This window comes from Streptomyces sp. W1SF4 (genome assembly GCF_003950035.1).
GTDB classification, from domain to species: domain Bacteria; phylum Actinomycetota; class Actinomycetes; order Streptomycetales; family Streptomycetaceae; genus Streptomyces; species Streptomyces racemochromogenes.
Genome location: NZ_CP034350.1, coordinates 7,199,340 through 7,223,347, shown reverse-complemented (window position 1 = coordinate 7,223,347; position 24,008 = coordinate 7,199,340). Strand labels below are relative to the sequence as shown.

The window sequence follows — 24,008 nt, the reverse complement described above, 5'->3', positions numbered from 1 at the left end:
TTCGGGTGTGCCGGCCGCTGCTGGGGGCAGGCGCCGGGGACGAGCCAGAGGGAGGGCGGGCGATGGCCTACCCCATCGTGTGGAACGAGGCCGCCGTGAGCGGCGCCGCCCGGCACCTCGCAGACGATCCCGCCGGACTGCGGCAGCTGCTGCGTGCGGTCGATCTGCTGTCCGGCGAGCCCCGGCCGCCGGGGGCCGCCGCGCACGGCCCACGGCTCTGCCGCATCCACGTCGGCCGGTACCGCGTCCTGTACACCGTCACCCGTCGTCCGCTGACCGTCACCGTCCTGCACGTCGGACGCCTCGGCTGACGGGGCCGGGGTGCATCAGGGCGGGTTTCCTGGGCAGCCGCCGGATATGAACCGACGTGCGGACATCGGCCGGTCCTACTGGATGCGGACGGCGACCCTGCCGGCCTTCGCCCCCCTGGCGGGGGCCGCCGAAGCGGATGTGGCGGTCATCGGCAGCGGCATCGTCGGCCTCAGCACCGCGTGGGAACTCGCCCGCGCGGGGGTCGGCGTCATCGTGCTGGAGGCGGACGCCCTGGCGGGCGGGGTCACGGGGCACACGACCGCGAAGCTCACCGCCCTGCACACGGCCGTGTACGACACGCTGCGGAGCAAGCACGGAAGCGACGTCGCGCGGCGGTACGCGGCGTCCCAGAGCGCGGCCCTGCGGCACGTCATCGAGGTGGCCGGGGAGCTTCGTGCCGACTGCGAGCTGGAGAGGCGTCCGGCCTTCACCTACTGCGAGGAGGCCGAGGGCGTGGACGCCCTGCGGGCGGAGGCGGACGCGGCGCGGGCGGCCGGACTGGACGCCTCGTTCGTGACCGCGACCGGGCTGCCCTTCCCGGTCGCCGGCGCCGTCCGGGTCGAGGACCAGGCCCAGTTCCACCCCCTCAAGTACCTGGCCGGGCTCGTCGAGGACATCGTCCGGCTCGGCGGACGGCTCCACGAGGGATCCCGCGTCACACGCCTCGACGACGGCGATCCGTGCCGGCTCACCACCGACTCCGGCGCCACCGTCACCGCGCGGCACGTGGTCGTCGCCACCCATCACCCCGTCTTCGACGACGCCGTGCTCTCCACCAGGCTCACGCAACACCGTGACCTCGTGATCGCCGGTGAGCTCCCCGCCGGCCAGGACCCCGAGGGCATGTACATCTCGCAGGAGAACGGCAAACGGTCCGTCCGCACCGCGCCACGGGCGGACGGCGGCCGACTGCTCATCGTCACCGGCGAGGCGTTCACACCGGGCACGGGCGAGGACACCGAGGCAGGCTACGCCCGCCTCCAGGACTGGGCCGGGCAGCGCTTCCCCGGCTTCGCCACCGCCCACCGGTGGGCCGCCCAGGACAACAGCTCGACGGACGCGCTGCCCCTCATCGGCCGCCTGCCGACGAGGGGCGACAACGTCTACGTGGCCACCGGGTTCGCCGGGTGGGGCATGACCGGCGGGGTACTGGCCGGCACGATCATCGCCTCCCTCGTCCGCGGCGACGAGGAGCCCTGGGACGGGCTCTACGACCCCGGCCGCGTCGGCTCACCCCTGCGGTCGGCCCCGGCCTACCTGAAGGCCCAGTGGGACGTCGGGAAGCACTTCATCAAGGACCGCCTCGACAGCTTCGGCGACGGGACCAACGGCCCCGCCGAAGCCTTGCGGCCGGGTGAGGGCACGGTGGTCCGCGCAGGCGGCAAGCCCTGCGCCGTCCACCGCGACGATCACGGCGAACTGCACGCGGTATCCGCCGTCTGCACGCACCTCGGATGCCTGGTCGCCTTCAACAACGCCGAACGGACGTGGGAATGCCCCTGCCACGGCTCTCGCTTCGGCATCGACGGCGAGGTCCTCCAGGGCCCTGCGCTCGCTCCACTGGAGCGCCGGGACCCGACGGACCTCTGACGGGTGTCACGCGGGAAGGGCCATCAGGAGCAGCGGGGCGGTGGTGGGCTGGGGCGAGCCTCCGGCGGGTTCGAGGGTGAGGCCTACGGCGCCGGCATCGGCCGGGTTTCCGGCGAGGACGACCGTGCCGTCGTGGTCGACGAGTCCGGCGGGGCGCATGGTGCCGTCGTGGTCGAGCCACAGCTGGTAGGTCTTTCCCGCGCCCGGGGCGGGGAGGCCGGCGGCGGTGAAGACGGCCTTGTTCTGCCGTGCGGAGGCGACGACGGTGGTCAGGGCCCCGTTGGCCGCTTTGCCGTGGACGGTGCGTGCGTCGGGGGCGGCCAGGACGGCACTGACGGTGTCGAGTTGCCGCTGGGCCTGTCGGGCCTGCTGCTTCAGCTCCTGTGCGTCCCGGGCCTGCCATACGGCGATCCCGCCGAGTGCGGCGGCGGCGACGCTGGCGGCCAGGGCCAGGGGCACGGCCCGGCGGCGCAGGATGTCGCCGAGGGCGGGCGCCGCGGCGGGTGCGGGCAGGCGCGGGGGCAGTTGGCGTACGCCGTCGATGGCGGCCATGACCTGCGCCTTGGCCGTGGCGGGCGGCGGCTGGGAGGCGGCCGCGGCCAGGCGGGCGGCGGTCGCCTCGAACTCGGCGACTTCCTCGCGGCAGGCCTCGCAGACCTGGAGATGGGCCTCGAAGGCCTGGCGTTCGGCCGGGTCGAGGGCTCCGAGGGCGTAGGCGGCGGTGAGGGTGTGGGCGTCGCTGGCGTGGTGTTTCATGTGGTCACCCCCATGCAGTCGCGGAGCCGGATGAGCCCGTCGCGCATGCGTGTCTTGATGGTGGGAAGCGGTGTGCGCAGGGCTTCGGCGACTTCACGGTAGGTCAGCCCCCGGTAGTAGGCCAGGGTCACGGCCTGGCGCTGGAGCTCGGTCAGGCCACGCATGCAGCGGCGTACCTGTTCGGACTCCAGGCGGGTCTCGACCTGCTCGGCGACCTCGTCGAAGGCGGTGGTGTGCTCGCGGGCGGCCTGGGCGTACTCGCGGTCGGTGGCCGCCTGGGCGGAGCGGACCCGGTCCACGGCCCGCCGGTGCGCGATCGTCGCCGCCCAGGTGGTGACGGATCCGGCTTCGGGCCGGTAGCGGGCCGCCTGCCGCCACAGGTCGATCATGACCTCCTGGGCAACCTCCTCTGCCTGGGCCCGGTCGCGTACGACCTTGACGACGATGCCGAACACCATGGGCGCGAGGGCGTCGTAGAGGCCGGAGAAGGCCTGTTTGTCGCCCTGGGCGACCTTCTGCATGAGGCCGGTGAGATCGCCGCGGGTGGGGCCGCCCGGGCGGCCGGTGTCGAAGGGGGTCGGTTGGTTCACCTGTGGGGCTCCGGCTGTGGTGAGGAGCCGAAGGGGCGGCCGGGGGCGGCCGTCGGGGGAAGGGGCGTCCATCGCATGCCGGTCCTTGTGTCGTCGTCGGTGCCCGGCCGGACCGCCCCCGGGGGCGGTCCGGTCTCGGAAACCTGTGCGTCTACCGACTGTTCTTCGAAGCCGACCGGCCTGCGGATGGGAGGCCTCTTCGTCACCCGCGCGAGGCGCGGCCCATCCGTTGGAGGGGGCAAGGCGGCCCCGGGCACGCGCTGTGTGCCGAGCCCGTGCCGGGCGGTCGGGTGCGGGTGGCCCTCGGTGGCCACCCGCAGTGCCGTCGGCGCCGCCTTGCCCGCGCCGGGGCCGGGTCCCGCGTCACGCCGGGAGGGTCAGGAGGCCGCGGGCACCGCCGCCTCGACGCCGCGCGCGGCGATGAGCTGCGCACTGCCGTCGGCCAGCCGGTAGGACAGCCCCACCACGCCGAGACGGCCGTCGGCCACCCGCTCGGACAGGACGCGGGAGCGTTCCAGCAGCAGGTCCACGGTGTGCTGTATGTGCTCCGCCAGGATCTGGTCGTCCTGGTCGCGTCCGGCAGCGCGGGCCGACAGCACGCTCGGGGTGACCCGTTCGACGACGTCACGGACGAAGCCGCCGGGCACCTTGCCGCCGTCGGCCGCCGCACGGGCGGCGGCGATGGCCCCGCACGAGTCGTGGCCGAGCACGACGACGAGCGGGGCGTCGAGGACGCTCACGCCGTACTCGATGGAACCGAGGACCTCGGCGCCTGCCACGTGCCCCGCGGTGCGCACGACGAACAGGTCGCCCAGGCCGCGGTCGAAGATGATCTCGGCGGCCAGCCGGGAGTCGGAGCACCCGAACAGCACGGCGAAGGGCTGCTGGGCCGGGGCGACCTCGGTGCGGCGTATCGCGTCCTGGTTCGGGTGCTCGGGGATGCCCGAGACGAAGCGCTGGTTTCCGGCCATGAGCAGCTCGAAGGCGTCGCGGGGCGTCTGGTTCTGGATCTCGGTCATGGCGGCAGCTTACGACGCGGCCGAGCGGTCGGAACATTTTGCGGATCGGACCAATCCGGTGGGTGGGTGCTGCCGAATCGGGGGTGTGAGCAGCTTCCGCAGGACCCTCTCCCGCACCGCGGTCGGTGCGGCGGCCGGACTTCTGGCCGCGTTCTCGGCCTTGGCCGTGGCCGAGCTGGTGGCCGGTGCGGTGCGACCCGCCGCGGGGCCGGTCACGGCGGTGGGCGGCGCGGTGACCGACCGCACACCCGCGGCGGTGAAGGATCTCGCGATCCGCACGTTCGAGGAGGACGACAAGGCGGTCCTGCGGCTGGGGATCCTGGCGGTTGCGTCTCCAACGCGGTCGGCGGCCCCTGCACCGGCACCGCCCGCCGGCTCGGCGTGCCCCTCGCCGAACTCCTCGGGGAAGCCGGAGTGCGGCCTCCGTCCGAGGGAGGGAAGGCCGATCAGCTGGTGGCCCGCTCGGTGGACGGGATGACCTTCCCCCTGGCGGGCCACGCCCGGCGGCCGCACGATCACCGTCCGCGCCACCGGCGGATCCGGTCAGGTGCAGACCGAGCAGCGCACGCGGACCATCCCCGACGGAGCGAGCGGCCTGCACAGCGTCTTCGTCACCGTCCCCTAGACCACGGGGCTCCTCAGCCCCTCGACCACTGGACCGGCCCGCCGGCCGGCTCCGGCAGCACGACCTGTCACGTCAACACACCGCAGAGAAAAACGCCAAGGAGCAACAGATCATGAGCAGCAGCATGAAGTTCCGCCGTACCGCGGTCGCCGTCGCCGCAGCCGCCGTGCTGCCCTTCTCCCTGGCGGCGTGTTCCGACTCCGGCAGCGACACGGAAGCCGCCCCCAGCGCGGCCGCCGGTGACCAGGCCAAGACCGGAGCGAGCACCCCCGCCGGCGACTCGATGACCGGTGACCAGCCGTTCGGCCCGGCCTGCGCGGGCGTGCCCAAGGAGGGCGCCGGCTCCTTCGACGGCATGGCCAAGGACCCCGTCGCCACCGCCGCCTCCAACAACCCCGCCCTGTCCACCCTGGTCGCAGCGGTCAAGCAGGCCGGCCTCGTGGACACCCTGAACAACGCCAAGGACATCACCGTCTTCGCCCCGACCAACGACGCCTTCGCGAAGATCCCGAAGGCCGACCTGGACAAGGTCCTCGCCGACAAGGCCACCCTGACCAAGATCCTGACCTACCACGTCGTCGGCCAGAGGCTCACCCCCAAGCAGCTGGAGAACGGCAGCTTCGAGACCCTCCAGAAGGGCATGGTCACCACGAAGGGGTCCGGCGAGACCTACAAGGTCAACGGCACCTCCAACGTGGTCTGCGGCAACGTCAAGACCGCCAACGCCAACGTCTACATCGTCGACACCGTCCTGATGCCCAAGTAGCCCGCGGCAGGGCTCCCCTGCGGTCGTGCGGCCGTCGTGGCTCAGGCCCCGACGGCCGCACGACGGAACGGGACGTCGTGGTCAGGAGGGTCCCGGGTCAGCGGACCTCGGTGACCCGGTGCTCCTTGCGCGCGCCGCAGTTGGAGTTGTACACCTGCACGTGCACGTTGCTGATGCCCCCGCCCCAGTCGACGCAGTGGCCCTTGCCGTACACGTAGGCCGGGCCCGCGTACGAGGTGTACCGGCCGTAGTCCTCGCCGCGCTCCCAGGTTTCGGGGACTTCGATCCAGAGGGCCATGTCCACGGCCGCCCCCGGGCTGTTGCGGATGGTCGCGACGCAGTTCTTGCCGTTCGAGGCGTTGTACGTGAGGTAGACGGTGCCCAGCGAGCCGATGGCGGCCGAGTTCACGGTCTTGTAGGCGCTTCCGCAGACCTTCTGCGGCGTGGTGTTGGGTGCGGCGGAGGCGGGCCCCGCCAGCGCGGTCGTGGCCCCCAGGGCCAGGGCGGCGACTGCGGTGGTGGTGACGACGGGACGGGTGAACCTCATTGTTTCCCCCTGGTGGTCATTGGAGTCGGACGCTCCTGGAGGGAAGGACATGCGCGATGGCGGAACGGTTGCGCATGGTCCGCAAAATGATGTGGACGCGCCGCTTCACCACCCCGTCGGGTAGTGGTTTGAGAGCCGCGGGCGGGGGCAGCCGTGCAGTGTGCTGCGGTTCCGCGACGAGCGGAGGCAACCGAGCATCGAGCCCGTGAGGGGCGGCCCGCCGCGGCACCGCACTACCAGCCACGCCTCCCGGGACCTTCATCCTTTCCGACCGGGAGGCGGTCGGCGCGTGCCGGCCTTCCAGTCGCCCCTTGATCGCCTCCGCCTGCGCCACGGGGTACGCGAGAGGTTCAAAACGGAAAATTTCGGGTACTCGGAAAAATCCGGTTATTTTCGACCCCGCACGACGATCAAGCGGTGAATTCCATGTCCATGTGCAAGACGCCCGACTACCGAACGGGCCACCGCGGCCGCCACTGGACCCATGCGTTGCGCGCCGCCCAGCGGACCGGGGCCGTCATCGTCACCGATGACACCAGCCAGCCCGTCACCTACCGTCCCGAGCCCACGGGCCCCGGCCGTTTCCGTCCCTGGACCACCGACGCCGGAATCCGGTACGACAGTCACGACGTCCACCCCGAATGGTGAAGCCACGGCTGTGGGCCGCTCCCCCGGTCGGGGAGCGGCCCACGAGGGCGTAGCGCCGGGATGGTCCGGCTACCAGCGGTACCAGCGGCCGCTGCCGCCCTTCGGACGGGCGACGAACCCGATCAGCCACAGGACCAGGACAGCGATGGCGATCCACCACAGGATCTTCACCGCGAATCCGGCGCCGAACAGGATCAGGATCAGCAGGAGAACGAGAAGCAGGGGAACCATGGTTATCAACCTCCGAAGCGGCGGGTGCCCGCCTCTGCGACGGTCATGCGCTCGATTTTTACCCGCTTCTTATGCGCAGGGCCGGGTAGGAGCGACGGCCCGTCGCGGCGTGGCGCAGCCGGTTCGCCCTGTCGGCGGAAAGAAGGGGGTTTGCGGTCGCCGAGCGGGAGCATGCGAGGGATCACGACCAACGCGGTACTCATACGAGGAGGTCCTCATGTCGGGCACGGAGAAGGCCAAGGCGCACGCCGAGCAGGCCACGGGCAAGGCCAAGGAGATGCTCGGCCGGGCGGTCGGCAACGAGCGGCTGGCCGCCGAAGGCCGCCGCGAGCAGGCCAAGGGCGATGCCCGGCAGGCCAAGGAAGACGTCAAGGACAGCTTCCGCCGCTGACGCGTGGCGCCCTCAGCGCGCTTGCCCCCTCTCGGGCCCCGACCCTTCCCCCGGGTCGGGGCCCGCCCGCGTGCCGATCACGTGCCGGACCACCGTGCGGGCGGCTCAGACCGCCGGGGCCGTGCCGGCGGGTGAGGGAGTCCGGTGGCGGGCGGCCACGGCGTGCGCGGCCGCGTCCAGGAGGCGCTCAAGGACGGGGACCGGGATCGCCGGGTTGGTGACCGCCGCGCCCGCCGTGTCGCGGTCGTGCAGCAGGCCGGCGAGGACGCGGGCCGGCAGCCGCGGATTGCGCATCACGCTGCCGCGGACGGCGGCCTCCGGGTCGTTCAGCAGCCGTACCGAGTCGGCCGGTGACAGCCGGGGGTCCTCGGCCGCGCGGCGGCGCACCTCGGCCTCGGGGTCGCGGGCGAGACGTGCGACGTCGGCGGGGGTGGACTCCGGATCGTCCAGGGCCAGGCGGCGCATCCGGCCGACGGGGTCGTCGGCATGGCGCAGCAGGCCGGTGCGGGGGAAGTTGGGGTGGCCGCGGGGGCGGTCGGGGTGGCTGAAGCTGCCGTCCCACCAGCGCCAGACCTCCAGCAGCAGCTCGGCCGGAGCGTCGTCGCAGGATTCGGCGAGGAAGAGGCGGACCGGCCGGTCCTCGTCCCGCGCCAGGCGCTGCACGACGTCCGGCGGCAGGTGCCGGGCACGGGCCACGCTGCGGCGGACCAGCGGGTGGGAGGACGCGGCGAGGCGGCGCATCGCCTCGGCGTCGCCGTGCAGGCGCTCGACCCAGCGCAGGGTGTTCGACACCAGGGACGGGTCGAAGGCGTGGCGGACCGCGGCGCGCCGCTCCTCGTCGAGGTCGGGCCGCAGTGCCACCTCGGAGCGGACGTCCTCGTCCGGGTCCTGCGCCAGGACGGCGACGCCGAGCGGGCCGAGCCCCGGGTTGGCGGCGAGCGCCAGGCGTTCCTCCAGGGTCCCCTCCCGGGCCAGCTCCGCCTCCAGTCCGGGTGCCAGCCGGCACGCTTCGAGCGCGCGCCGGGGCTCGGGCAGGGCCTCGTAGACCTCGCGGGGCATGGGCACGCGGGTGTGGTGGGCGAGGAGCGCCGCCGTACGCACGAGGTCGTCGGCGTCGGCCAGCAGCCGGTCCCGCTGCGGCGCGCCGAGGTCCTCCCAGCGGGCGCAGGCGGCGGCCCGCACCCGGGGGTCGGGGTCGGCCGCGAGGGCCGGGAGGTGGTGGGCGGGGAGCCCGGGGAGTTCGACGGCCGAGGCACGCGCGGGGCCGGCGAGGAGCTCGTCGTACAGGTCGTCGGGGAGTTCGGCACCCCATACGAGGGCACGTTCGGCGAGCAGAACGCGTCGCGCCGACGACAGCTCGGCGCGGACCAGGCGGACCCACTGGCCGGACGTGAGCTTGGGGCGGAAGGCGTCGGCGGGCCTGGAGCGGACCCGGGGGTCGGGGTGCGCGACGGCGGCGTCGAGGACGGCGGGGCGGTCGCACCCGTACAGGAAGCCGTCCTCCACGTCCAGCAGGCGGATCAGCAGTTCGTCCGGGGCGGCCGGGTTGAACCCGATCCTGTCCGCCCAGTGGAGGGGCCACCCGCGCCGGCCGGGTACCGCCGCCCATGTCCCGGCGCGCTCGGCCTCCGTCTCGCGTCCGGCGGCCGCCGCAGCCTCCTCCAGCCGTTCCGGCAGCCGGTCGAGGGCCGTCAGGCGGGGCCCGTCCGCGCCGGGCACTTCCGCGAGGAGCACCTGCCCGTCGGGGGAGAGCGCCACGAAGCCGGGGCCGCCGGTCAGCCGCGGCGCACCGCCGCCGGCGCGGCGGACCCGGGTCCACCAGGAGTCGTTGCCGCCGATCCGGTGTCCGAGTACGGCCACCAGGAACTCGTCGTCCTCGTCCGCGAGACGGCGCCACCACGCGGCGTCGAGCGCCTCCCGGACGGCGTCGGCGGGCGCCGCCGTGCCGCGCGCGACGCGCCAGGCGGCCTCCGGTGGGAAGAGGCTGCCGGGGCGCACGTCCTCGACGACGGTGAGGCCGGTGCGGGACAGGAACGCGTGGAGTTGCTCTCGGTGGGACACGCCGTCATGATCCCCCGCCGGTTCGTGGAGCGGCAACCGACGCCTGCGGCCTCCCTTCCACGGTGCCCGGGGTCTCCGTGCCGCGAGTGCGCCGGCCCCGCGCCCCGTCCCGAGCGCCCTGCTCGCGGCGGCCGTGGCCCGGTGCGCGGGAGAGCTCGCCGATCGGCGCGAGCACGTGTCCGCCGTCGCCCGCGCACCACCACACGGCCTCCGCGTCCCGCTCCGATCCGTGCACGCCGAGGTCATGCCGGGCGCACACCGGCCAGACCTGCCAGGTACGTTCGAGCAGGCTCTCCTGGATCATGACCGTCAGACTGGTCAGGGCCGTGGTCGGGTCGTCGCACATGGCGGGCAGGACGTGACCGCCCCAGTTGAGTCTTTCGCCGCCGGCGAGGCGGACACCGGCTCCCACCGTGCACCGGTCCCCCAGGACCTCGATCTCCGGTTCGGCCTCGATCCCCCGGGTGGCCAGATCGCGGGCAACGGTCTTCAGCGCGGCACGGAGCGTCTCCAGGCGCTCGGGGGCGAGGTCGAAGCCGGGATCGAAGCCCGTGTCGTCCAGGATGCGCCGGGCAAGGCCGGTCATCTCCGCCGGCGACACCTCGGCCGGGTCGCGTTCGACGACCTCCAGGACGGCGTCGGTGCAGTGCGACCAGTCGAGCAGTTCACACGCCAGGGCGACGACCTGCCGGGGGTCGAGGTCGTCCTCGCGCAGGCCGGCGTACACCCGTCGTTTCAACTCTTCGGCGGCCGCGTGCGCAGCCATCGCGTCGCTCATCCTCCCAGTATCCCGACGCGGCGCGGGCGCACCCGTTCCCCCCGTGGGGTCAGACGGCCTTGGCGAGGAAGGCGCGGGTGCGGGGGTGGCTCGGGGCGTCCAGGACGGTGGTGGGCGGGCCCTGTTCGACGACGGCCCCGGCGTCCATGAACACGACGGTGTCGGCGACCTCACGGGCGAAGCCGATCTCGTGCGTCACGACGATCATGGTGGTACCGGCCCGGGCGAGGTCCTTGATCACGTCGAGGACCTCGCCGACCAGCTCCGGGTCCAGCGCCGAGGTCGGCTCGTCGAAGAGCAGGACCCTCGGTTCGAGGGCGAGGGCCCGGGCGATGGCCACGCGCTGCTGCTGGCCCCCGGAGAGCTGCCGGGGGCGGGCGTCGGCCTTGTCGGAGAGGCCGACCCGTTCGAGCAGCCGGCGGGCCGTCGCCTCCGCCTCCTGTCGCGGCCGGCGCAGCGCGGAGACCGGGGCCTCGACCAGGTTCTCCAGCACCGTGAGGTGCGGGAAGAGGTTGAAGTTCTGGAAGACGAACCCGATGCGGGTGCGCTGCCGCCGGACCTCCTTCTCCTTCAGCTCGTACAGCTTGCCGCGGGCGCGGCGGTAGCCGATGAGGTCGCCGTCGACGCTCACCCAGCCGCGGTCGACCTTCTCCAGGTGGTTGATGGTGCGCAGCAGGGTGGACTTCCCCGAGCCGGACGGGCCGAGGACGACGGCGACCTCGCCGGTCCGGACGGTCAGGTCGACGCCGCGCAGCACCTCCAGCGGTCCGAAGCTCTTGTGGACGCCGCGTACGTCGACCATGACGTCGTTCACGGGCTCGCTCCTCATGTGTGCTCGGCCGGGTTGATCTGGGAGGTCTCGATCGCGGAGGCTCCGGTGCCCCACTTCTTCAGGATCCGCGCGTAGGTGCCGTTCCTGACCAGCTCGTTGACGGCTGCCTGGACGGCCGGGGTCAGCGGGGAGTCCTTCTTGAAGGCGAAGCCCACGTCGAGGCGGTGGTATTCGCCCAGGAAGGTGGTCTGCGCGGCGGGCTGCGCCGCCTGGTGGCGCAGCCCGTTGATCGTCGACATGACGACGTCGATACGGCCCTGCTGGAGTGCGGTGGTGACGGCTCCGGGTTCGGAGAAGACCTTGACCTCGTAGGGCTTCTTGCCGGCGGCGGTGCACACGCCCTTGCGGTCGGTGAGGGTCTTCTCGAAGGTGGTGCCCGCTCCGGTGCCGACGGTCAGGCCGCACAGCTGGACGAGGTCGGTGATGCGGGTGGTCAGCCGGGTGCTGCCCGTCTTGACCGCGAAGCCCTGCCCGTCGTTGACATAGGTGACGAAGTCGACGGTCTTCAGGCGTTCGGCGGTGACGCCGAAGTTGCCCGTGCCGAGGTCGTACTTGCCGCTGCCGAGCGCGGGCAGGATCGTCTCGAACGAGGCGCCCTGCCGCTCCAGCCGCACGCCGAGGACCTTGGCCACGGCGTCGGCGATGTCGATGTCCTGGCCCGCGGGCGGTTTGTCCTGCCCGTTGGGGTAGTACGCCGAGGGCGGGGATCCGATGGAGCTGCCGATCCGCAGGGTTCCCGTGCGCCGGACTTCGGCCGGGAGCAGGGCGGCGACCGCGTCGACGGTGCGTACGGCGGCCACCGAATCGTCGGCCGGCGCCTGGGCGGAGGCCTCGGCGCCCGCCGGTGCGGGAGTCCCGGCGCCGGATCCGCAGGCGGTCAGCGCCATGAGGGGCAGGGCGGCCAGCGTGGCGGCCGTGCGCAGGGCGGTGCGCTTCGCCTTCCGGGACGGGATGCCCGGGCGGCCCCCGCGTCTGCGCGGGGTGCGGCCGGCGGGGCTCATGCGCGCACCGCCGCGACGGGCCGGACGGGGGAGGCCGCGGACCGCGCGGCCTCGCGCGCGGCGTCGCGCTTGGCTACTTCCTCGCGGACGAGCGGGATGACGTAGCGGCCGAAGTCGACGGCGTCGTCCAGGAGGTCGTAGCCGCGGGCCGAGAGGATGTCGACGCCGAGGTCGTGGTAGTCGAGCAGGGCCTGGGCGACCGTCTCGGGGGTGCCGACCAGGGCGTTGGAGTTGCCCGCGCCGCCGGTGGCCGCGGCGGTCGGCGTCCACAGGGCCCGGTCGTAGCGCTCCCCCGCCTCGGCGATGGCGATCAGCCGCTGCGAGCCGGTGTTCTGCGGGGCCGCGGCTTCGGTGACACCGCCCCGGTGGTGTCGTGCGGGGGCCGCGAGGCGCCGCTGCCGGATGGCACCCAGGGTGCGGTGGGCCTTCTCCCAGGCCAGTTCCTCCGTGGGGGCGATGATGGGGCGGAAGGCGACCTGGATGCGTGGGACGTCGGTGCGGCCGGCGGCCTCGGCGGCCGCCTTCACCGCCTGGATCTGCTGGGCGGTCCGCTCCAGCGGCTCCCCCCAGAGGCAGTAGACGTCCGCCTCGGCGCCGCCGGCGGCGTAGGCGGCGGGTGAGGAGCCGCCGAACGACACGTCGGGGCGCGGCTGCTGGACGGGGAAGACGTCGCTGACGAAGTCGTGGAAGCGGTAGTGCTCGCCCTCGTGGTCGAAGGGCTCGTGGGTGGTCCAGATCTTCTTGACGATCCGGATGTACTCGCGTGTGCGGGCGTAGCGCTCGTCCTTGGTGAGGGTGTCGCCCTCGCGGGCCTGTTCGTGGTCGTTGCCCCCGGTGATGAAGTGGACCGCCAGCCGGCCCCCGCTGATCTGGTCGAGGGTGGCGAAGGTCTTGGCGGCGTAGGTGGGGTACGAGACGTTGGGCCGGTGGGCGAGCAGGAGCTGGAGGCGGTCCAGGCGGGCGGCGACGTACGCGGCCGCCGGCGCGGGGTCCGGGGATCCGGATCCGTAGGCGAACAGCACGCGGTCCCAGCCGTGGTCCTCGTGCGCCCGGGCGAGCCGGAGCGTGTACTCCTTGTCGAACGCGGCGCCGGATCGCGCGGTGGTTTCGGATCCGTCGTTGGTGGCGGCGATGCCGAGGAACTCCACGGGCATGGGGTGGCCTTTCGGAAGGACGGTGGTGCGTGCGCACACGGGCAGGGGCGGGCGTCGGACCGGACGGGCTTGCCGGCGGGAATGCGGACGCGGGGAGCCGCGGGGTGCCGCGGCGGGCGTGACGGCGCCGGGCGTCGGGACTCGGGAATCAGGGGTCTTCGGGCGGCGGGCAGCGCACGTCCGGGCGCACGTCGCCGTGCCGCGGCACGGCGGGTGGTGCTCAGGAGATCTCGGCCCGCGACGGGGTCACCGAGGGAGGGAAGGGCCGATCAGGCAGCCCGCTGCCGCATCAGGCACAACACGCGGCGGACCACACCCGACCGAAGTCGATGTGGCCGCGCGTGACGAGGCGCTGATGGGCGTTCATATGACTACTTGAGCAGTACACGATGGTCTTCGTCAAGCAACCGCCCGGATCCCGGACGGTCCCGACGCCCTGGACCGGACGGTCCCGACGGGCCGCCCCGGACGCTCGGTTGACAGGGCCTGGCCGCGGGCGCATACGATCGACGCGGATCGGCCCCGCCCCGCGCGGCGGCCCTTCCGGCCGCGTTGAGGGACGCGGCGAGCGTGACGACACACGTCCCGGACCACCCCACCCGTCCACGCCGCGCACCCTCGACTGGAGGGCCTCCCATGGCCACCGCCCCTTCCCGCCTCTCCGCCTCCACCTCCGCCTCCGTCTCCGTCGCGGAGCCCGCGCCGGGAGCCGGCCCCGGAGGGGGACCGCCGCGGATCGTGCCGCGGCGGCGCACGGGCCGCCGGCTGTCCGCCGCCGCCGCCCTGCTGGTCTTCGCGCTGGTGCTGCGTTCCGTGGTCCTCAACGACGCCTTCCAATGGGACGTGGTGGGCCGGCACTTCACCACCTCCGCGGTGCTGAGCGGGCTGCTGCTCACCCTGTGGCTGACCGGCGTGGTGATGGTGCTCGGCTTCGCGGCCGGCACGCTGCTGGCGGTGATGCGGCTCTCCGACAGCCCGGTCCTGCGGACGCTGAGCTGGGGCTACGTGTGGATCTTCCGCTCCACGCCGCTGCTGGTGCAGCTGCTGTTCTGGTTCAACATCGGCGCCCTGTACCCCACTGTGGGCCTCGCGATCCCGTACGGCCCCGAGCTGTTCAGCGTCAAGACGGTGAACCTGCTCGGCCCGACGCTCACGGCCGTCATCGGTCTGACCCTGCACGAGAGCGCGTACGCCGCCGAGGTGGTGCGCGGCGGCATCCTGTCCGTGGACCCCGGCCAGACCGAGGCCGCGCAGGCGCTCGGCCTGAGCAGCCCGCGTACCCTGCGGCGGATCGTGGTGCCCCAGGCGATGCGCTCGATCGTGCCGACCGCCGGCAACATGCTGATCGGCACCCTGAAGGGCACGAGCATCGTCAGCGTGCTGGCCGTGCACGACCTGCTGTACTCGGTCCAGCTGGTCTACAACCAGAACTACCAGGTGATCCCGCTGCTGATGGTCGCCACGCTCTGGTACGTCGCCGTCACCACCGTGCTGAGCGCGGGCCAGTACTACGTGGAGCGGTACTACGCGCGGGGCACCTCCCGCGGCGGCGACGCGAGCACCGGAACAAAGCCGTTTCGTTTCACCAAGAGGCGTTACATGTACGGCGGATGAAATCGGCTCGCTCATCCGCGCATTCCGATATCGAGGCCGTTGACACCCCTTCTCCGGGCTGCCTAGCTTACGCCGCAGCCACCCATCCGCCGTCTCCCCTCCACGGCATGAAGGCTGCTTTTCGATTCTGCGCTTCGCCGAAGCCGCTGGAGATTCCGTGACCGAACCCCTGCTCCTTTCCGCGCCCGCCGGCCCGCCCGGTCCGTCCGGTCCGTCCGCCCCCTCCGGTCCTCCGGGAACCGCGGAGCGGGTCCTCCCCCTCCGACGCCCGGGCCGCTGGGTGACCGCCGCCATCGTCCTGGTCCTGGTCTCCCAGGCCGCCCACGGGCTGATCACCAACCCGTTCTACCAATGGGACCGCTTCGCCTACTGGTTCCTGCGCCCGGTCGTCCTGGACGGGCTGCTCATCACCCTCCAGGTGACCGCGTACAGTGCGGTCCTCGGCCTGGCCGGCGGTGTCCTGCTCGCCCTCGGCCGGCTGTCGGGCAACGCGGTGGTGCGGTCGGTGAGCTGGACGTACGTCTGGCTGTTCCGCTCCGTGCCGCTCATCGTCGTCCTGCTCTTCCTCTACAACCTCAGCGCCCTCTATCCCACGCTCAGCATCGGGGTGCCGTTCGGGCCCGCGTTCGTCACCTTCGACGAGTCCCGGCTCGCGACCGACATCGTGATCGCCGTGATCGGCCTGGGTCTGTGCGAGGCGGCGTACGCGGCCGAGGTCGTGCGGGCCGGCGTGCTCTCCGTCGACCAGGGCCAGCACGAGGCGGCGAACGCCCTCGGGATCCCCCGGTGGCGGCAGTTCACCCGGATCGTCTTCCCCCAGGCCCTCCGCTCCATCGTCCCCTCCTACGTCAACCAGCTCATCGGCCTGCTCAAGGCCACCTCGCTCGTCTTCTACGTCTCGCTGCTCGACCTGTTCGGCTCCGTGCAGAGCCTCGCCGCGACCTATCCGGGCGACGTGGTGCCGCTGCTGCTGGTGGCGACCGTCTGGTACGTGATCCTCACCAGCCTGGTCTCCGCCGTGCAGTACCACGTCGAGCGGTACTACGCCCGCGGCGCCCTGCGCGCCGTACCCGCGAGCCCCCTCCAGCGGGCCCGGGAGGGCCTGCGCGACCTGCGGCTCCGCTTCCGCCGGGAGACGGCCCCGTGACCCCGTACGCACATACCAGAAGGAACTCCATGCGACGCCAGCCCACCCTGCGCACCAGACTCGTCCGCGGCCTCGGGGCGGTGACCGCGACCGCCTCCCTCGCCGCCGGGCTCACGGCGTGCGGCGGCGAGGCCGAGGCCGACGGCGGCGCGACGGGCAGGGTGACCGTCGGCGCCGTCTCCAACGGCGCCGCCCAGCAGGCCGAACTGTCCGTCCCCGTCGTCGAGTCCCTGCGCGCCCAGCTCCCGAAGGACGTCCGCGAACGCGGCGAGCTGGTCATCGGCGTCGGCGCCCTGCCGGCCGGCTTCCCGCCGCTCGCCTACGTCGGCACCGACCAGAAGACCCTCACGGGCGCGGAGCCGGACCTCGGCCGCCTGGTCGCCGCGACACTGGGGCTGAAGCCGGTGTTCAAGAACTCCACCTGGGAGAACCTCTTCGTCGGCATCGACAGCGGCAAGGTCGACGCGGCCTTCTCCAACGTGACGGTCACCGAGGACCGCAAGAAGAAGTACGAGTTCGCCTCCTACCGGCAGGACAACCTGGCCTTCGAGGTGCTGAAGGACAGCACCTGGAACTTCGGCGGCGACTACCGCACCCTCGCGGGGAAGACAGTGGCGGTGAGCAAGGGCACCAACCAGGAGAAGATCCTGCTGGACTGGCAGGCCAAGCTCCGGTCCGAGGGCAAGGACGTGGAGGTCAAGTACTTCCCCGACCCCAACAGCGTCTACCTGGCCCTGAGCGGCAGGAAGATCGACCTCAGCTTCGGCCCTAACCCCGCCATCGCCTACCACATCACGCAGACCGCGAGCAGCAGCGCGCCCACCCGCAGCGCCGGTTCGTTCTCCGGTGCCGGCGAGGGCCTCCAGGGGCTGATCGCCGCGACGGCGAAGAAGGACGGCGGGCTGGCCAAGCCGCTGGCGGGCGCGGTCAACCACCTGGTCGGAAACGGCCAGTACGCCCGCCTCCTGGCCGCCTGGAACCTCTCCAACGAGGCCGTCACCACCTCCGAGGTGAACCCGCCCGGCCTGCCGCCGGCCGCCTCATGAGCCGGGGCACGGGCACCGGCACGGCCACGGCGACGGACCCGGGCGCGGACTCGGGTCACGGCGCGGGCGGGCGGGCCCCGGTCTGCGCGCACGTCCTGGACAACGCGGCCTGGGCCTCGCTGTCCGCTGCGCACTCCGCCTTCGCCGAGCATCCGTACGCAACGCCGCCCGGCACGCCCCGCGCCGCCCGCTACGACCCGGACGTCGCCCCCTTCGCCGCCCTCGCCGACCCGGCCGACCCCCGCTCCTGGGCCGACTTGGCCGCCCTGGTCGGCCCGGGCGGGACCGCCGCGCTCTCCGGCCTCCTGACCCCGCCCGAGGGCTGGGACACCGTCGGCTCCGTCGAGGGGGTCCAGCTCGTCGACACCTCCTTGCGCGCCGAACCCGCGCCGGAGGCGGTTCGGCTGGGGGCCGCCGACGTACCGGAGATGCTCGCCCTGATCGGGCTCACGAAGCCGGGGCCCTTTCTGCCCCGCACCGTGGAACTGGGCACCTACCTCGGCATCCGCCACCGGGGCCGGCTGATCGCCATGGCCGGCGAGCGGTTGCACCCGCCCGGGTGGACCGAGATCAGCGCGGTGTGCACCCATCCCGCGCACCGGGGCCGGGGCCTGGCGACCCGGCTGGTGCGGGGCGTGGCCGCGGGCATCCGCGAGCGGGGCGAGATCCCCTTCCTGCACACCGCCGCGGCCAACACGGGCGCCGTCCGCCTCTACGAGTCGATCGGTTTCACGGTGCGGCGCCGCCCCTTCTTCATGGCGGTCCGGGCCCCGGCCGGCAGACCCGCCGAACACCCCTGAGAATTCCGCCCTCTCCTCCCCCACTTCCTTTCTCTTTTTCCTTTTCCCCTCCCTTTTCATTCGGCTCGTCAGGAAGGCCCCTTCGCCGTGTCAGAATTCCCTCTCCGGGCGGCCCGACGGGCGGTGGTCGCGTGAAGTTCCTGGCCATCACCCTGATCACGGATTCCACGGACCCCGTGACGGGTGCCCCCACCCCCACGCGGGAGCGGTTCCGCGAGGTCGTGGCCGCCGCACAGCTGGCGGAGTCGCTCGGCTTCGACGGTTTCGGGGTGGGCGAGCGCCACGAACGGCCGTTCCTGTCCTCCTCTCCGCCCGTGGTGCTCTCCCACATCGCCGCGCTGACCAGCCGGATCCGGCTGTTCACCGCCGTCACCACTCTGAGCCTGCTCGATCCGGTGCGGGCGTACGAGGACTACGCGACGCTCGACCACCTCTGCGACGGCCGCCTGGAGCTGATGATCGGCAAGGGCAACGGCACCGCGCAGCGGGAGCTCTTCCACGTCACCCCCGAGGACCAGTGGGCGCGCAACACCGAGGGCTACGAGCTGTTCCGGCGGATCTGGCGCGAGGACGAGGTGACCGCCGAGCCGCGCTTCCGTCCGGCGCTGAGCGGGGCGGAGGTGCTGCCGAGGCCGTACCAGCGGGCCGTCCGGATCTGGCACGGCAGCGCCACGAGCCGCGAGTCCGTCGACCTCGCCGCACGCTACGGGGACCCGCTCTTCTCCGCGAACGTCACCCATCCCATCGGCCCCTACGCCGAGCTGATCCGCCACTACCGGGAGCGCTGGGAGCACTACGGGCACGATCCGGCGCACGCGGTCGTCGGGGCGGGCACGGCAGGGTTCCACACGGCCCCCACCTCGCAGCAGGCGGCGCGGGCGTACCGGCCGGCCTTCGCCCGGTACCTCGACGCGCACGCGCGGCAGGGGCTGGATCCGGTGTTCCCGACGCTGGAGGACTTCATCGAGCGCAGCTCGGCGCTGATCGGCAGCCCCCAGCAGGTGATCGAGAAGGTCCACCGCTACCACGCGGAGTTCGGCCACACCGTCCTGCACCTCCAGGCCGAGCCGGGCGGGCTCACCCAGGCCGGGCACCGGGCCTCGCTGGAGCTCTTCCAGTCGGACGTCGCCCCGGTGCTGCGGCGCGAGATCCCCGACCCCTCCTTCCCCGGGCCGTCAGCGGTCGAGGGGCCTGTGGGCGCTCTCCGGCAGCCGCAGGTACACCGCTGACGAGCACAGGCACAGCACGGCGACGTACCAGGGGAACAGGCCCGGCAGGTCCAGCTCTTGCAGCAGGGTGCCGATGTACGGGGCCGTGCCGCCGAAGAGCGCGACCGTCAGCGAGTACGGGAAGCCGATGCCCGCCGCCCGCACCCGCGCCGGGAACACCTCCGCGTTGACGGCCGCCGAGATGGAGGTGAAGCCGGTGAGCAGCACCATGCCGGCGCACTGGACGAGCAGCAGGGAGAGGAACGATCCGTCCAGGGCGCGCAGCAGCGGTACGACGAGCACGGCGAAGCCGAGCCCGAAGAACAGCAGGGAGGGCTTGCGGCCGAAGCGGTCGGACAGCAGGCCGCCGATCGGCTGGAGCAGGGCGAAGAACGCCAGGGACAGCGTCCCGGCGAGCAGCGCGTCCCCCTTGGCCATGCCGGTCTCGAGTTCGGCGTACGTCGGCAGGTACGAGGTCCACGTGTAGTACGCGAGGGTGCCCCCGGCCGTGATGCCGCCGATCAGCAGCGAGGCGCGGGGGTGGTGGCGCAGGGCGTCGAACAGCCCGGGGCGGGGGGCCGTGGCGGGGTGGGGGGCAAGGGTCTCCTCCGCGCCTCGCCGGATCCAGAACCCGGCGAGGCTGAGGACGGCGCCGAGCAGGAAGGGCACGCGCCATCCCCAGCCGTTCATGGCGTCCTCGGGGAGCGCGGTCACGAGCAGCGCGGCGAGGCCGGAGGCGGCGAGCTGGCCGATGGAGGTGGAGACGTACTGGAAGGACGAGAAGAGGCCTCGGCGGCCGGGCCCCGCGGACTCCACGAGGAAGGTGGTCGAAGCGGCGAACTCCCCGCCGACGGACAGGCCCTGGAGCAGCCGGGCGGTCACGAGGACGACCGGGGAGAGCACGCCGACGGACGCGTACGCCGGGGTGAGGCCGACCAGGAGGCTGCTGCCTCCCATGAGCAGGATGGTGACGGTGAGCGCGGTCCGCCGGCCCCGGCGGTCGGCGATCGCGCCCATCAGGAGCCCGCCGACCGGGCGCATGAAGAATCCGACGGCGAAGACGGCGAAGGTGGAGAGCAGCGGGACCATGGAACCGCCCGCGCCGGGCGGGAAGACCTGCCGGGCGATGTGGGTGGCCAGGAAGGTGTACGCGTACCAGTCGTACCACTCCACGGCGTTGCCGACGGACGCGGCCAGCAGCTGGCGTAAGGGGCGGTGCGGTGGGGCGGGGGCGGTGTGCGCGGCGGTCTCTGTCATGATCACGCTCTGCCCGTCGGGAGCCGTGCTTACGCCACGGGCCGCCTCCGCCGCGCTCCGAGCCTGTTGATCACGCTGTCGGCGCGGGGAGGCGTCCATGAGCCCGCCCCGCCGGCCGTGCATCCGCCCGAAGGGCGGTGTGCCACGCATCGGACCACGCGGTGGTGCGTCGGCGTGCCGTGGCCGGTCGGGTCCGCCACCCTGGACGGGACGAAGGAGGCCGGTGCGCGGCGTGCTGTGGGCATCGTGGTGGCGGACCCGTTCGCGGGAGCTCGCGGAGACCGGACGGCGGATCCGGTACCGCGGCGAGGCCCGCTTCCCGGTGATCACCCGTCTGGCGGAGCGCCTGATCGCGGTGAACGTCTTCGACTCGGCGACCCGGGTCGCCGCTCAGGTCCTCCTGACGGTCGTTCCCCTGCTGTTCGTCGTCGCCTCGCTCGCCCCGCCGGCCCTCCAGGAGCAGCTGACCTCGTCGTTGCGCGCCCTGTTCGGTCTCACCGGCGAGTCCGGTGAGCAGCTCGACGAGGTCTTCGCGGGGACAGACGACGACGTGCAGAACGCGGTGGGGGTGGTGGGGTCGGTGATGGTGCTGCTGTCGGCGACCGCGGTGAGCCGGGCGGTCCAGCGGCTGTGCAGACGCGCGTGGGGGATCCCGCGGGGCGCGGCCCGGATCGCGGTCTGGCGCTGGGTCGTGTGGATCGCCGTCTGGACGGTCCTGCTGGTGGTGCAGGGCCCGGTGCGGGACGGGTTCGGCGCGGGACTGTGGCTGGGCGTCCCCCTCACCCTCCTCCTCCAGACGGCGGCGTGGTGGTGGACGCAGCACCTGCTGCTGGGCGGTGTGATCGGCTGGTGGCCGATGCTGCCCGGGGCGCTGCTCACCGCCATGGCCGTCACCGCGCTGTCGCTCGGCGCGCGCCTGTACATGCCGGTGGCCATGAACCGGGTGCTGGGCGAGTTCGGGGCGTTCGGCTCGGTCTTCGTGCTGCTCTCGTGGCTGATCGTGCTGTGCGTGGCCATCGCGGTCGGTCTCAGCACGGGCGCCGTGCTGGCTCGGGAACCGTTCCTCGCCGACCGCCTGGGCAGCCCCGTCCGGGACCCGGGCAGCGGAGCGCCCTGAGCCCCACCGGGCCGCGTTCCGCGTGTTGCCGGGACACGTCCGGCCATGGCGCTGCGGATGCCGGGCCGCCGTGCAAGGCCGAGCATGGGCACATGGACGAGGCGGACGACTCCGGACGGCGGGCAGGGGGCGGGAGCGGCGGTCCCCGGGGTGACGAGGAGGTGCGGGCGGCGGTCGCGGAAGCGCGGCGGGTGGTCGCGGCCCGCGGGTGGTACCTGATGGCCCCGGCCGTGCTCTCCCGGTGCCTGGGCGTGGCCGCGGCGGAGTGGGCGAGGATCGACCGGCACTGGGAGGAGCTCGCCGCGGACCCGTACGCGGCCGAGACGGGGACGAGCCGGCTGCGCCGGTACGGACAGTTCCTCCTGCCCCGGCGCGGTGGCGGCATCATGCCGCTGCCGCACGAGGTCTTCGTGCAGCCCGACCGCAGCAACCCGCTCTACGTGGACGTCGAGCGGCGCTTCGAACCGCTCACCGGCGCCTTCCGGGCCGAGCCGATGCTGGGCGCCCTGATCGGGCTGCTCGGTGAGGTCGCCGCGGGGCTGGACGACGCCGAGGAGTGGATCGTGCGGGTCCACCCGTTCCGCGTCGTCGCGCGTCCCGGAGGTCTGGGGCAGCCCACGCCCGAAGGCCGTCACAAGGACGGCGTCACGCTGGTCTCCTCGCTCCTCGTCGGCCGCCGGAACGTCACCGGCGGCCGCAGCACCGTCTACGACGCCGAGGGCAGGGAGGTCGAGGCCACCACTCTCAGCGAGCCCGGCACGCTCCTGCTCAGTGACGACCGCGCCACCTGGCACGCCGTCTCACCCGTGCGGCCCGAGGACGACGGCGGTCCCGGCCACCGGGACGTCTTGGTCGTCACGCTCGCGGCCCGCTGACCCCGTCCCCGCCCGTCCCGCGTGCCGTGGCCGCCACCAGCCGGTCCGCCACTTCCTCGGGCCCGGCTCCCGCGGCCGCCCAGGCCCGCTGCCGGGATGCGCCGTCACCGAGCTCGGCGAGCCGGTCGAAGAGCCCGGTGACCTCGTCCAGGTCTCCGGCGTCCTCCAGCGCGCCGCGCACGAGGTCCACCAGCTCCCGCGCGAGGTCCCCGGCCGGGCAGGGCCGGCCGGTCGCCGGATGGAAGAGGTCACCGCCCCAGCCGTCGCGGGCGGCCCTCCAGCAGGCGGCGCGCAGCACCTCGCCCGCCCAGGGCGGCCCCGGGTCCCCCGCCTCGCCCCGGGCGGCGGCGGTGCGCACGAGGGCGCGCAGGAGGACGGCGAAGGCGACCGTGTCGCCGACGTCCTGCAGGACGTCCATCGCCCGCACCTCCAGGGTGGGCAGCCGGGGGTTGGGGCGCAGGTCCCAGAACGGCGTCCGCGCGTCCAGCATCGCCTCGGTGTCGGCGATCGTGACGGCCAGGCGTTCGTGCTCCCGCCACGAGGCGGCGTAGGGCGGTGGGCCCAGGCAGGGGAAGCGGTGGCGGATGACCGTCCGCCAGCTGGCGTATCCGGTGTCGAGCCCCCGGTGATAGGGGGAGTTGGCGCTCGCCGCGATCAGCAGCGGCAGCCAGGGGCGCAGGTGGTTCACCGTGCGTACGGCGAGCTCGCGGTCCGGCAGGTGGACGTGGACGTGCAGGGCGCTGACGGCGAAGTCGTCCATCATGCCGCGGTACTGCAGGCGCCCGGCCCGGTAGCGGGGATGACCGGCCACCTGCACCGGCCCGGGATCCTGGAGCACCGCCGTCCCCGACGCGCACAGACGGACCCCCTCGGCGCGGGCCGCCGCGACGAGGGCCCCGCGCACCTGCTCCAGCTCCGCGCGCAGCTCGTCCGCGGAGCGGCAGGGGCGGGTGCGTCCTTCGACCTGGCCGAGGGCGAACTCCTGCGTCACCCGGTCACCCGCCTCGCGCGCGGCACGGGCGGCCACGGCCGGTCCGGCCGGCACGACGAGGCGGGTGTGGGGATCGACGAGGAAGAACTCCTCCTCCACCCCGATCGTCACGGCCGCTCCGCCGGTGTCGGGAGCGGGCGCGGGCGCTTGGTTGCTCATTCCTCCAGCATCCCCACTACCGGCCGGTACCGGTCGCGGGCGGGCCGTCCGGCCGACGGACGTTTCATTCGAACAAACGGGAACAGACGCCCCTTCGGACACCGACACCGACACCGATGCCGAAAGGGCGAGCGATGCCGAATCTTTCCCTCCTCCCGGGACCCGCGCACAGGCACTGGGCCTGGCAGGCCGAAGCCCTGTGCCAGGAGGTGGGCGCGGAGCAGTTCTACGGGCCCTGGCACGAACGGCGCAAGGACCGTGAGCAGCGCGACGCGCAGGCGAAGAGGCTCTGCTCGGCCTGCCCGGTGCGGGAGGTCTGCCTGCGGCACGCGCTGAGCACTCAGGAGCCGTACGGGGTGTGGGGCGGGCTGACCGCGCGGGAGCGGCGGAAGCTGCGTACCGGCTACCGGCCCGCGGGTGCGCCGCAGGGTGAGACCGGGCCGGCCACGTCCGAGGCAGCCGGCCGGTGAGCGTGGTGTGCGGGAGATGACGA

General features: G+C 73.3%; 25 protein-coding genes and 1 pseudogene. 14 read left to right on the top strand and 12 right to left on the bottom strand.

Going from position 1 to position 24,008, the window contains the following annotated elements; translation table 11 throughout:
• Positions 1-62: 62 nt before the first annotated feature.
• Together D1J60_RS33555 and D1J60_RS33550 are read left to right on the top strand one after the other, a co-directional pair.
• Positions 63-311, top strand: a complete 249-nt coding sequence (locus tag D1J60_RS33555; RefSeq protein WP_125823728.1) for a type II toxin-antitoxin system RelE/ParE family toxin — start codon at positions 63-65, stop codon at positions 309-311.
• Positions 312-357: 46 nt separating this feature from the next.
• Positions 358-1,902 (top strand): FAD-dependent oxidoreductase, encoded by a 1,545-nt coding sequence (locus D1J60_RS33550; RefSeq protein WP_125823727.1) that lies wholly within the window; start codon positions 358-360, stop codon positions 1,900-1,902.
• 6 nt (positions 1,903-1,908) lie between these two features.
• Here D1J60_RS33550 and D1J60_RS33545 read toward each other — a convergent pair whose 3' ends face one another.
• The 3 genes from D1J60_RS33545 to D1J60_RS33535 all read right to left on the bottom strand — a co-directional run bounded on the left by D1J60_RS33545 (position 1,909) and on the right by D1J60_RS33535 (position 4,267).
• Positions 1,909-2,658 (bottom strand): anti-sigma factor, encoded by a 750-nt coding sequence (locus D1J60_RS33545; RefSeq protein WP_125823726.1) that lies wholly within the window; start codon positions 2,656-2,658, stop codon positions 1,909-1,911.
• Positions 2,655-3,320, bottom strand: a complete 666-nt coding sequence (sigK, locus tag D1J60_RS33540) for an ECF RNA polymerase sigma factor SigK (RefSeq protein WP_125823725.1) — start codon at positions 3,318-3,320, stop codon at positions 2,655-2,657. Before sigK ends, D1J60_RS33545 begins: the two co-directional genes overlap by 4 nt.
• Positions 3,321-3,625: 305 nt before the next feature.
• Positions 3,626-4,267 carry a carbonic anhydrase gene (locus tag D1J60_RS33535; protein ID WP_125823724.1) on the bottom strand — a complete coding sequence of 214 codons (642 nt, stop codon included), beginning with the start codon at positions 4,265-4,267 and terminating at the stop codon, positions 3,626-3,628.
• 85 nt (positions 4,268-4,352) lie between these two features.
• Between D1J60_RS33535 and D1J60_RS38365 the strand changes: the two are divergent.
• Together D1J60_RS38365 and D1J60_RS33525 are read left to right on the top strand one after the other, a co-directional pair.
• Positions 4,353-4,595, top strand: a pseudogene (locus D1J60_RS38365) (molybdopterin-binding oxidoreductase); the annotation flags it as partial.
• Between the two features lie 409 nt (positions 4,596-5,004).
• Positions 5,005-5,658 (top strand): fasciclin domain-containing protein, encoded by a 654-nt coding sequence (locus D1J60_RS33525; RefSeq protein WP_241253506.1) that lies wholly within the window; start codon positions 5,005-5,007, stop codon positions 5,656-5,658.
• Between the two features lie 97 nt (positions 5,659-5,755).
• Here the strand turns inward: D1J60_RS33525 and D1J60_RS33520 are convergent, their stop codons facing one another.
• Positions 5,756-6,205 (bottom strand): spore-associated protein, encoded by a 450-nt coding sequence (locus tag D1J60_RS33520; protein WP_125823723.1) that lies wholly within the window; start codon positions 6,203-6,205, stop codon positions 5,756-5,758.
• A 417-nt stretch (positions 6,206-6,622) separates the two neighbouring features.
• Here D1J60_RS33520 and D1J60_RS33515 point away from each other — a divergent pair, with 417 nt between their 5' ends.
• Positions 6,623-6,853, top strand: a complete 231-nt coding sequence (locus D1J60_RS33515; RefSeq protein ID WP_125823722.1) for a hypothetical protein — start codon at positions 6,623-6,625, stop codon at positions 6,851-6,853.
• A gap of 69 nt (positions 6,854-6,922) precedes the next feature.
• Here D1J60_RS33515 and D1J60_RS33510 read toward each other — a convergent pair whose 3' ends face one another.
• Entirely contained in the window at positions 6,923-7,084 is a 162-nt protein-coding gene (locus D1J60_RS33510) for a hydrophobic protein (protein WP_125604293.1), read from the bottom strand.
• A 217-nt stretch (positions 7,085-7,301) separates the two neighbouring features.
• Between D1J60_RS33510 and D1J60_RS33505 the strand changes: the two genes are divergently transcribed.
• A complete protein-coding gene (locus D1J60_RS33505; protein WP_125823721.1) occupies positions 7,302-7,475 on the top strand; it encodes a CsbD family protein in 174 nt (57 codons plus the stop codon).
• Between the two features lie 105 nt (positions 7,476-7,580).
• Here the strand turns inward: D1J60_RS33505 and D1J60_RS33500 are convergent, their stop codons facing one another.
• From D1J60_RS33500 to D1J60_RS33480, 5 genes are all read right to left on the bottom strand, one after another.
• On the bottom strand, positions 7,581-9,536 hold the full coding sequence (locus tag D1J60_RS33500) for a hypothetical protein (RefSeq protein WP_125823720.1): 1,956 nt from the start codon (positions 9,534-9,536) through the stop codon (positions 7,581-7,583).
• A gap of 4 nt (positions 9,537-9,540) precedes the next feature.
• On the bottom strand, positions 9,541-10,314 hold the full coding sequence (locus tag D1J60_RS33495) for a hypothetical protein (protein WP_206436611.1): 774 nt from the start codon (positions 10,312-10,314) through the stop codon (positions 9,541-9,543).
• 49 nt (positions 10,315-10,363) lie between these two features.
• Positions 10,364-11,128 (bottom strand): amino acid ABC transporter ATP-binding protein, encoded by a 765-nt coding sequence (locus D1J60_RS33490; RefSeq protein ID WP_125823719.1) that lies wholly within the window; start codon positions 11,126-11,128, stop codon positions 10,364-10,366.
• Positions 11,129-11,139: 11 nt separating this feature from the next.
• On the bottom strand, positions 11,140-12,033 hold the full coding sequence (locus tag D1J60_RS33485) for an ABC transporter substrate-binding protein (protein WP_241253636.1): 894 nt from the start codon (positions 12,031-12,033) through the stop codon (positions 11,140-11,142).
• Between the two features lie 110 nt (positions 12,034-12,143).
• Entirely contained in the window at positions 12,144-13,301 is a 1,158-nt protein-coding gene (locus tag D1J60_RS33480; RefSeq protein ID WP_125823717.1) for an LLM class flavin-dependent oxidoreductase, read from the bottom strand.
• A 636-nt stretch (positions 13,302-13,937) separates the two neighbouring features.
• Between D1J60_RS33480 and D1J60_RS33475 the strand changes: the two genes are divergently transcribed.
• The 5 genes from D1J60_RS33475 (at position 13,938) to D1J60_RS33455 (ending at position 19,137) form a co-directional block, all read left to right on the top strand.
• The gene (locus D1J60_RS33475) at positions 13,938-14,915 is read left to right on the top strand and encodes an amino acid ABC transporter permease (protein WP_125823716.1); all 978 of its coding nucleotides are present in this window, start codon (positions 13,938-13,940) and stop codon (positions 14,913-14,915) included.
• Positions 14,916-15,084: 169 nt separating this feature from the next.
• Complete coding sequence (locus tag D1J60_RS33470) at positions 15,085-16,062, top strand: amino acid ABC transporter permease (protein ID WP_125824345.1); 978 nt, start codon at positions 15,085-15,087, stop codon at positions 16,060-16,062.
• A 29-nt stretch (positions 16,063-16,091) separates the two neighbouring features.
• The gene (locus D1J60_RS33465; RefSeq protein WP_125823715.1) at positions 16,092-17,108 is read left to right on the top strand and encodes a transporter substrate-binding domain-containing protein; all 1,017 of its coding nucleotides are present in this window, start codon (positions 16,092-16,094) and stop codon (positions 17,106-17,108) included.
• Positions 17,105-17,908 carry a GNAT family N-acetyltransferase gene (locus tag D1J60_RS33460; RefSeq protein ID WP_125823714.1) on the top strand — a complete coding sequence of 268 codons (804 nt, stop codon included), beginning with the start codon at positions 17,105-17,107 and terminating at the stop codon, positions 17,906-17,908. Before D1J60_RS33465 ends, D1J60_RS33460 begins: the two co-directional genes overlap by 4 nt.
• 131 nt (positions 17,909-18,039) lie before the next feature.
• Positions 18,040-19,137, top strand: a complete 1,098-nt coding sequence (locus tag D1J60_RS33455; protein WP_125823713.1) for an LLM class flavin-dependent oxidoreductase — start codon at positions 18,040-18,042, stop codon at positions 19,135-19,137.
• Here the strand turns inward: D1J60_RS33455 and D1J60_RS33450 are convergent.
• Positions 19,084-20,373 (bottom strand): MFS transporter, encoded by a 1,290-nt coding sequence (locus D1J60_RS33450; RefSeq protein WP_125823712.1) that lies wholly within the window; start codon positions 20,371-20,373, stop codon positions 19,084-19,086. The genes D1J60_RS33455 and D1J60_RS33450 overlap by 54 nt on opposite strands.
• Positions 20,374-20,605: 232 nt before the next feature.
• Between D1J60_RS33450 and D1J60_RS33445 the strand changes: the two genes are divergently transcribed.
• Both D1J60_RS33445 and D1J60_RS33440 read left to right on the top strand, forming a co-directional pair.
• Positions 20,606-21,490, top strand: coding sequence for a YhjD/YihY/BrkB family envelope integrity protein (locus D1J60_RS33445; RefSeq protein ID WP_241253505.1), 885 nt, complete (start codon positions 20,606-20,608; stop codon positions 21,488-21,490).
• Between the two features lie 92 nt (positions 21,491-21,582).
• Entirely contained in the window at positions 21,583-22,365 is a 783-nt protein-coding gene (locus D1J60_RS33440) for a 2OG-Fe dioxygenase family protein (RefSeq protein ID WP_125823710.1), read from the top strand.
• Here the strand turns inward: D1J60_RS33440 and D1J60_RS33435 are convergent.
• Entirely contained in the window at positions 22,346-23,515 is a 1,170-nt protein-coding gene (locus tag D1J60_RS33435; RefSeq protein ID WP_125823709.1) for a glutamate--cysteine ligase, read from the bottom strand. The two genes, D1J60_RS33440 and D1J60_RS33435, sit on opposite strands and share 20 nt — an antisense overlap.
• A gap of 134 nt (positions 23,516-23,649) precedes the next feature.
• On the opposite strand from D1J60_RS33435, the gene D1J60_RS33430 reads away from it, so the two are divergent.
• Complete coding sequence (locus tag D1J60_RS33430) at positions 23,650-23,985, top strand: WhiB family transcriptional regulator (protein WP_125604558.1); 336 nt, start codon at positions 23,650-23,652, stop codon at positions 23,983-23,985.
• Positions 23,986-24,008 lie beyond the last annotated feature (23 nt).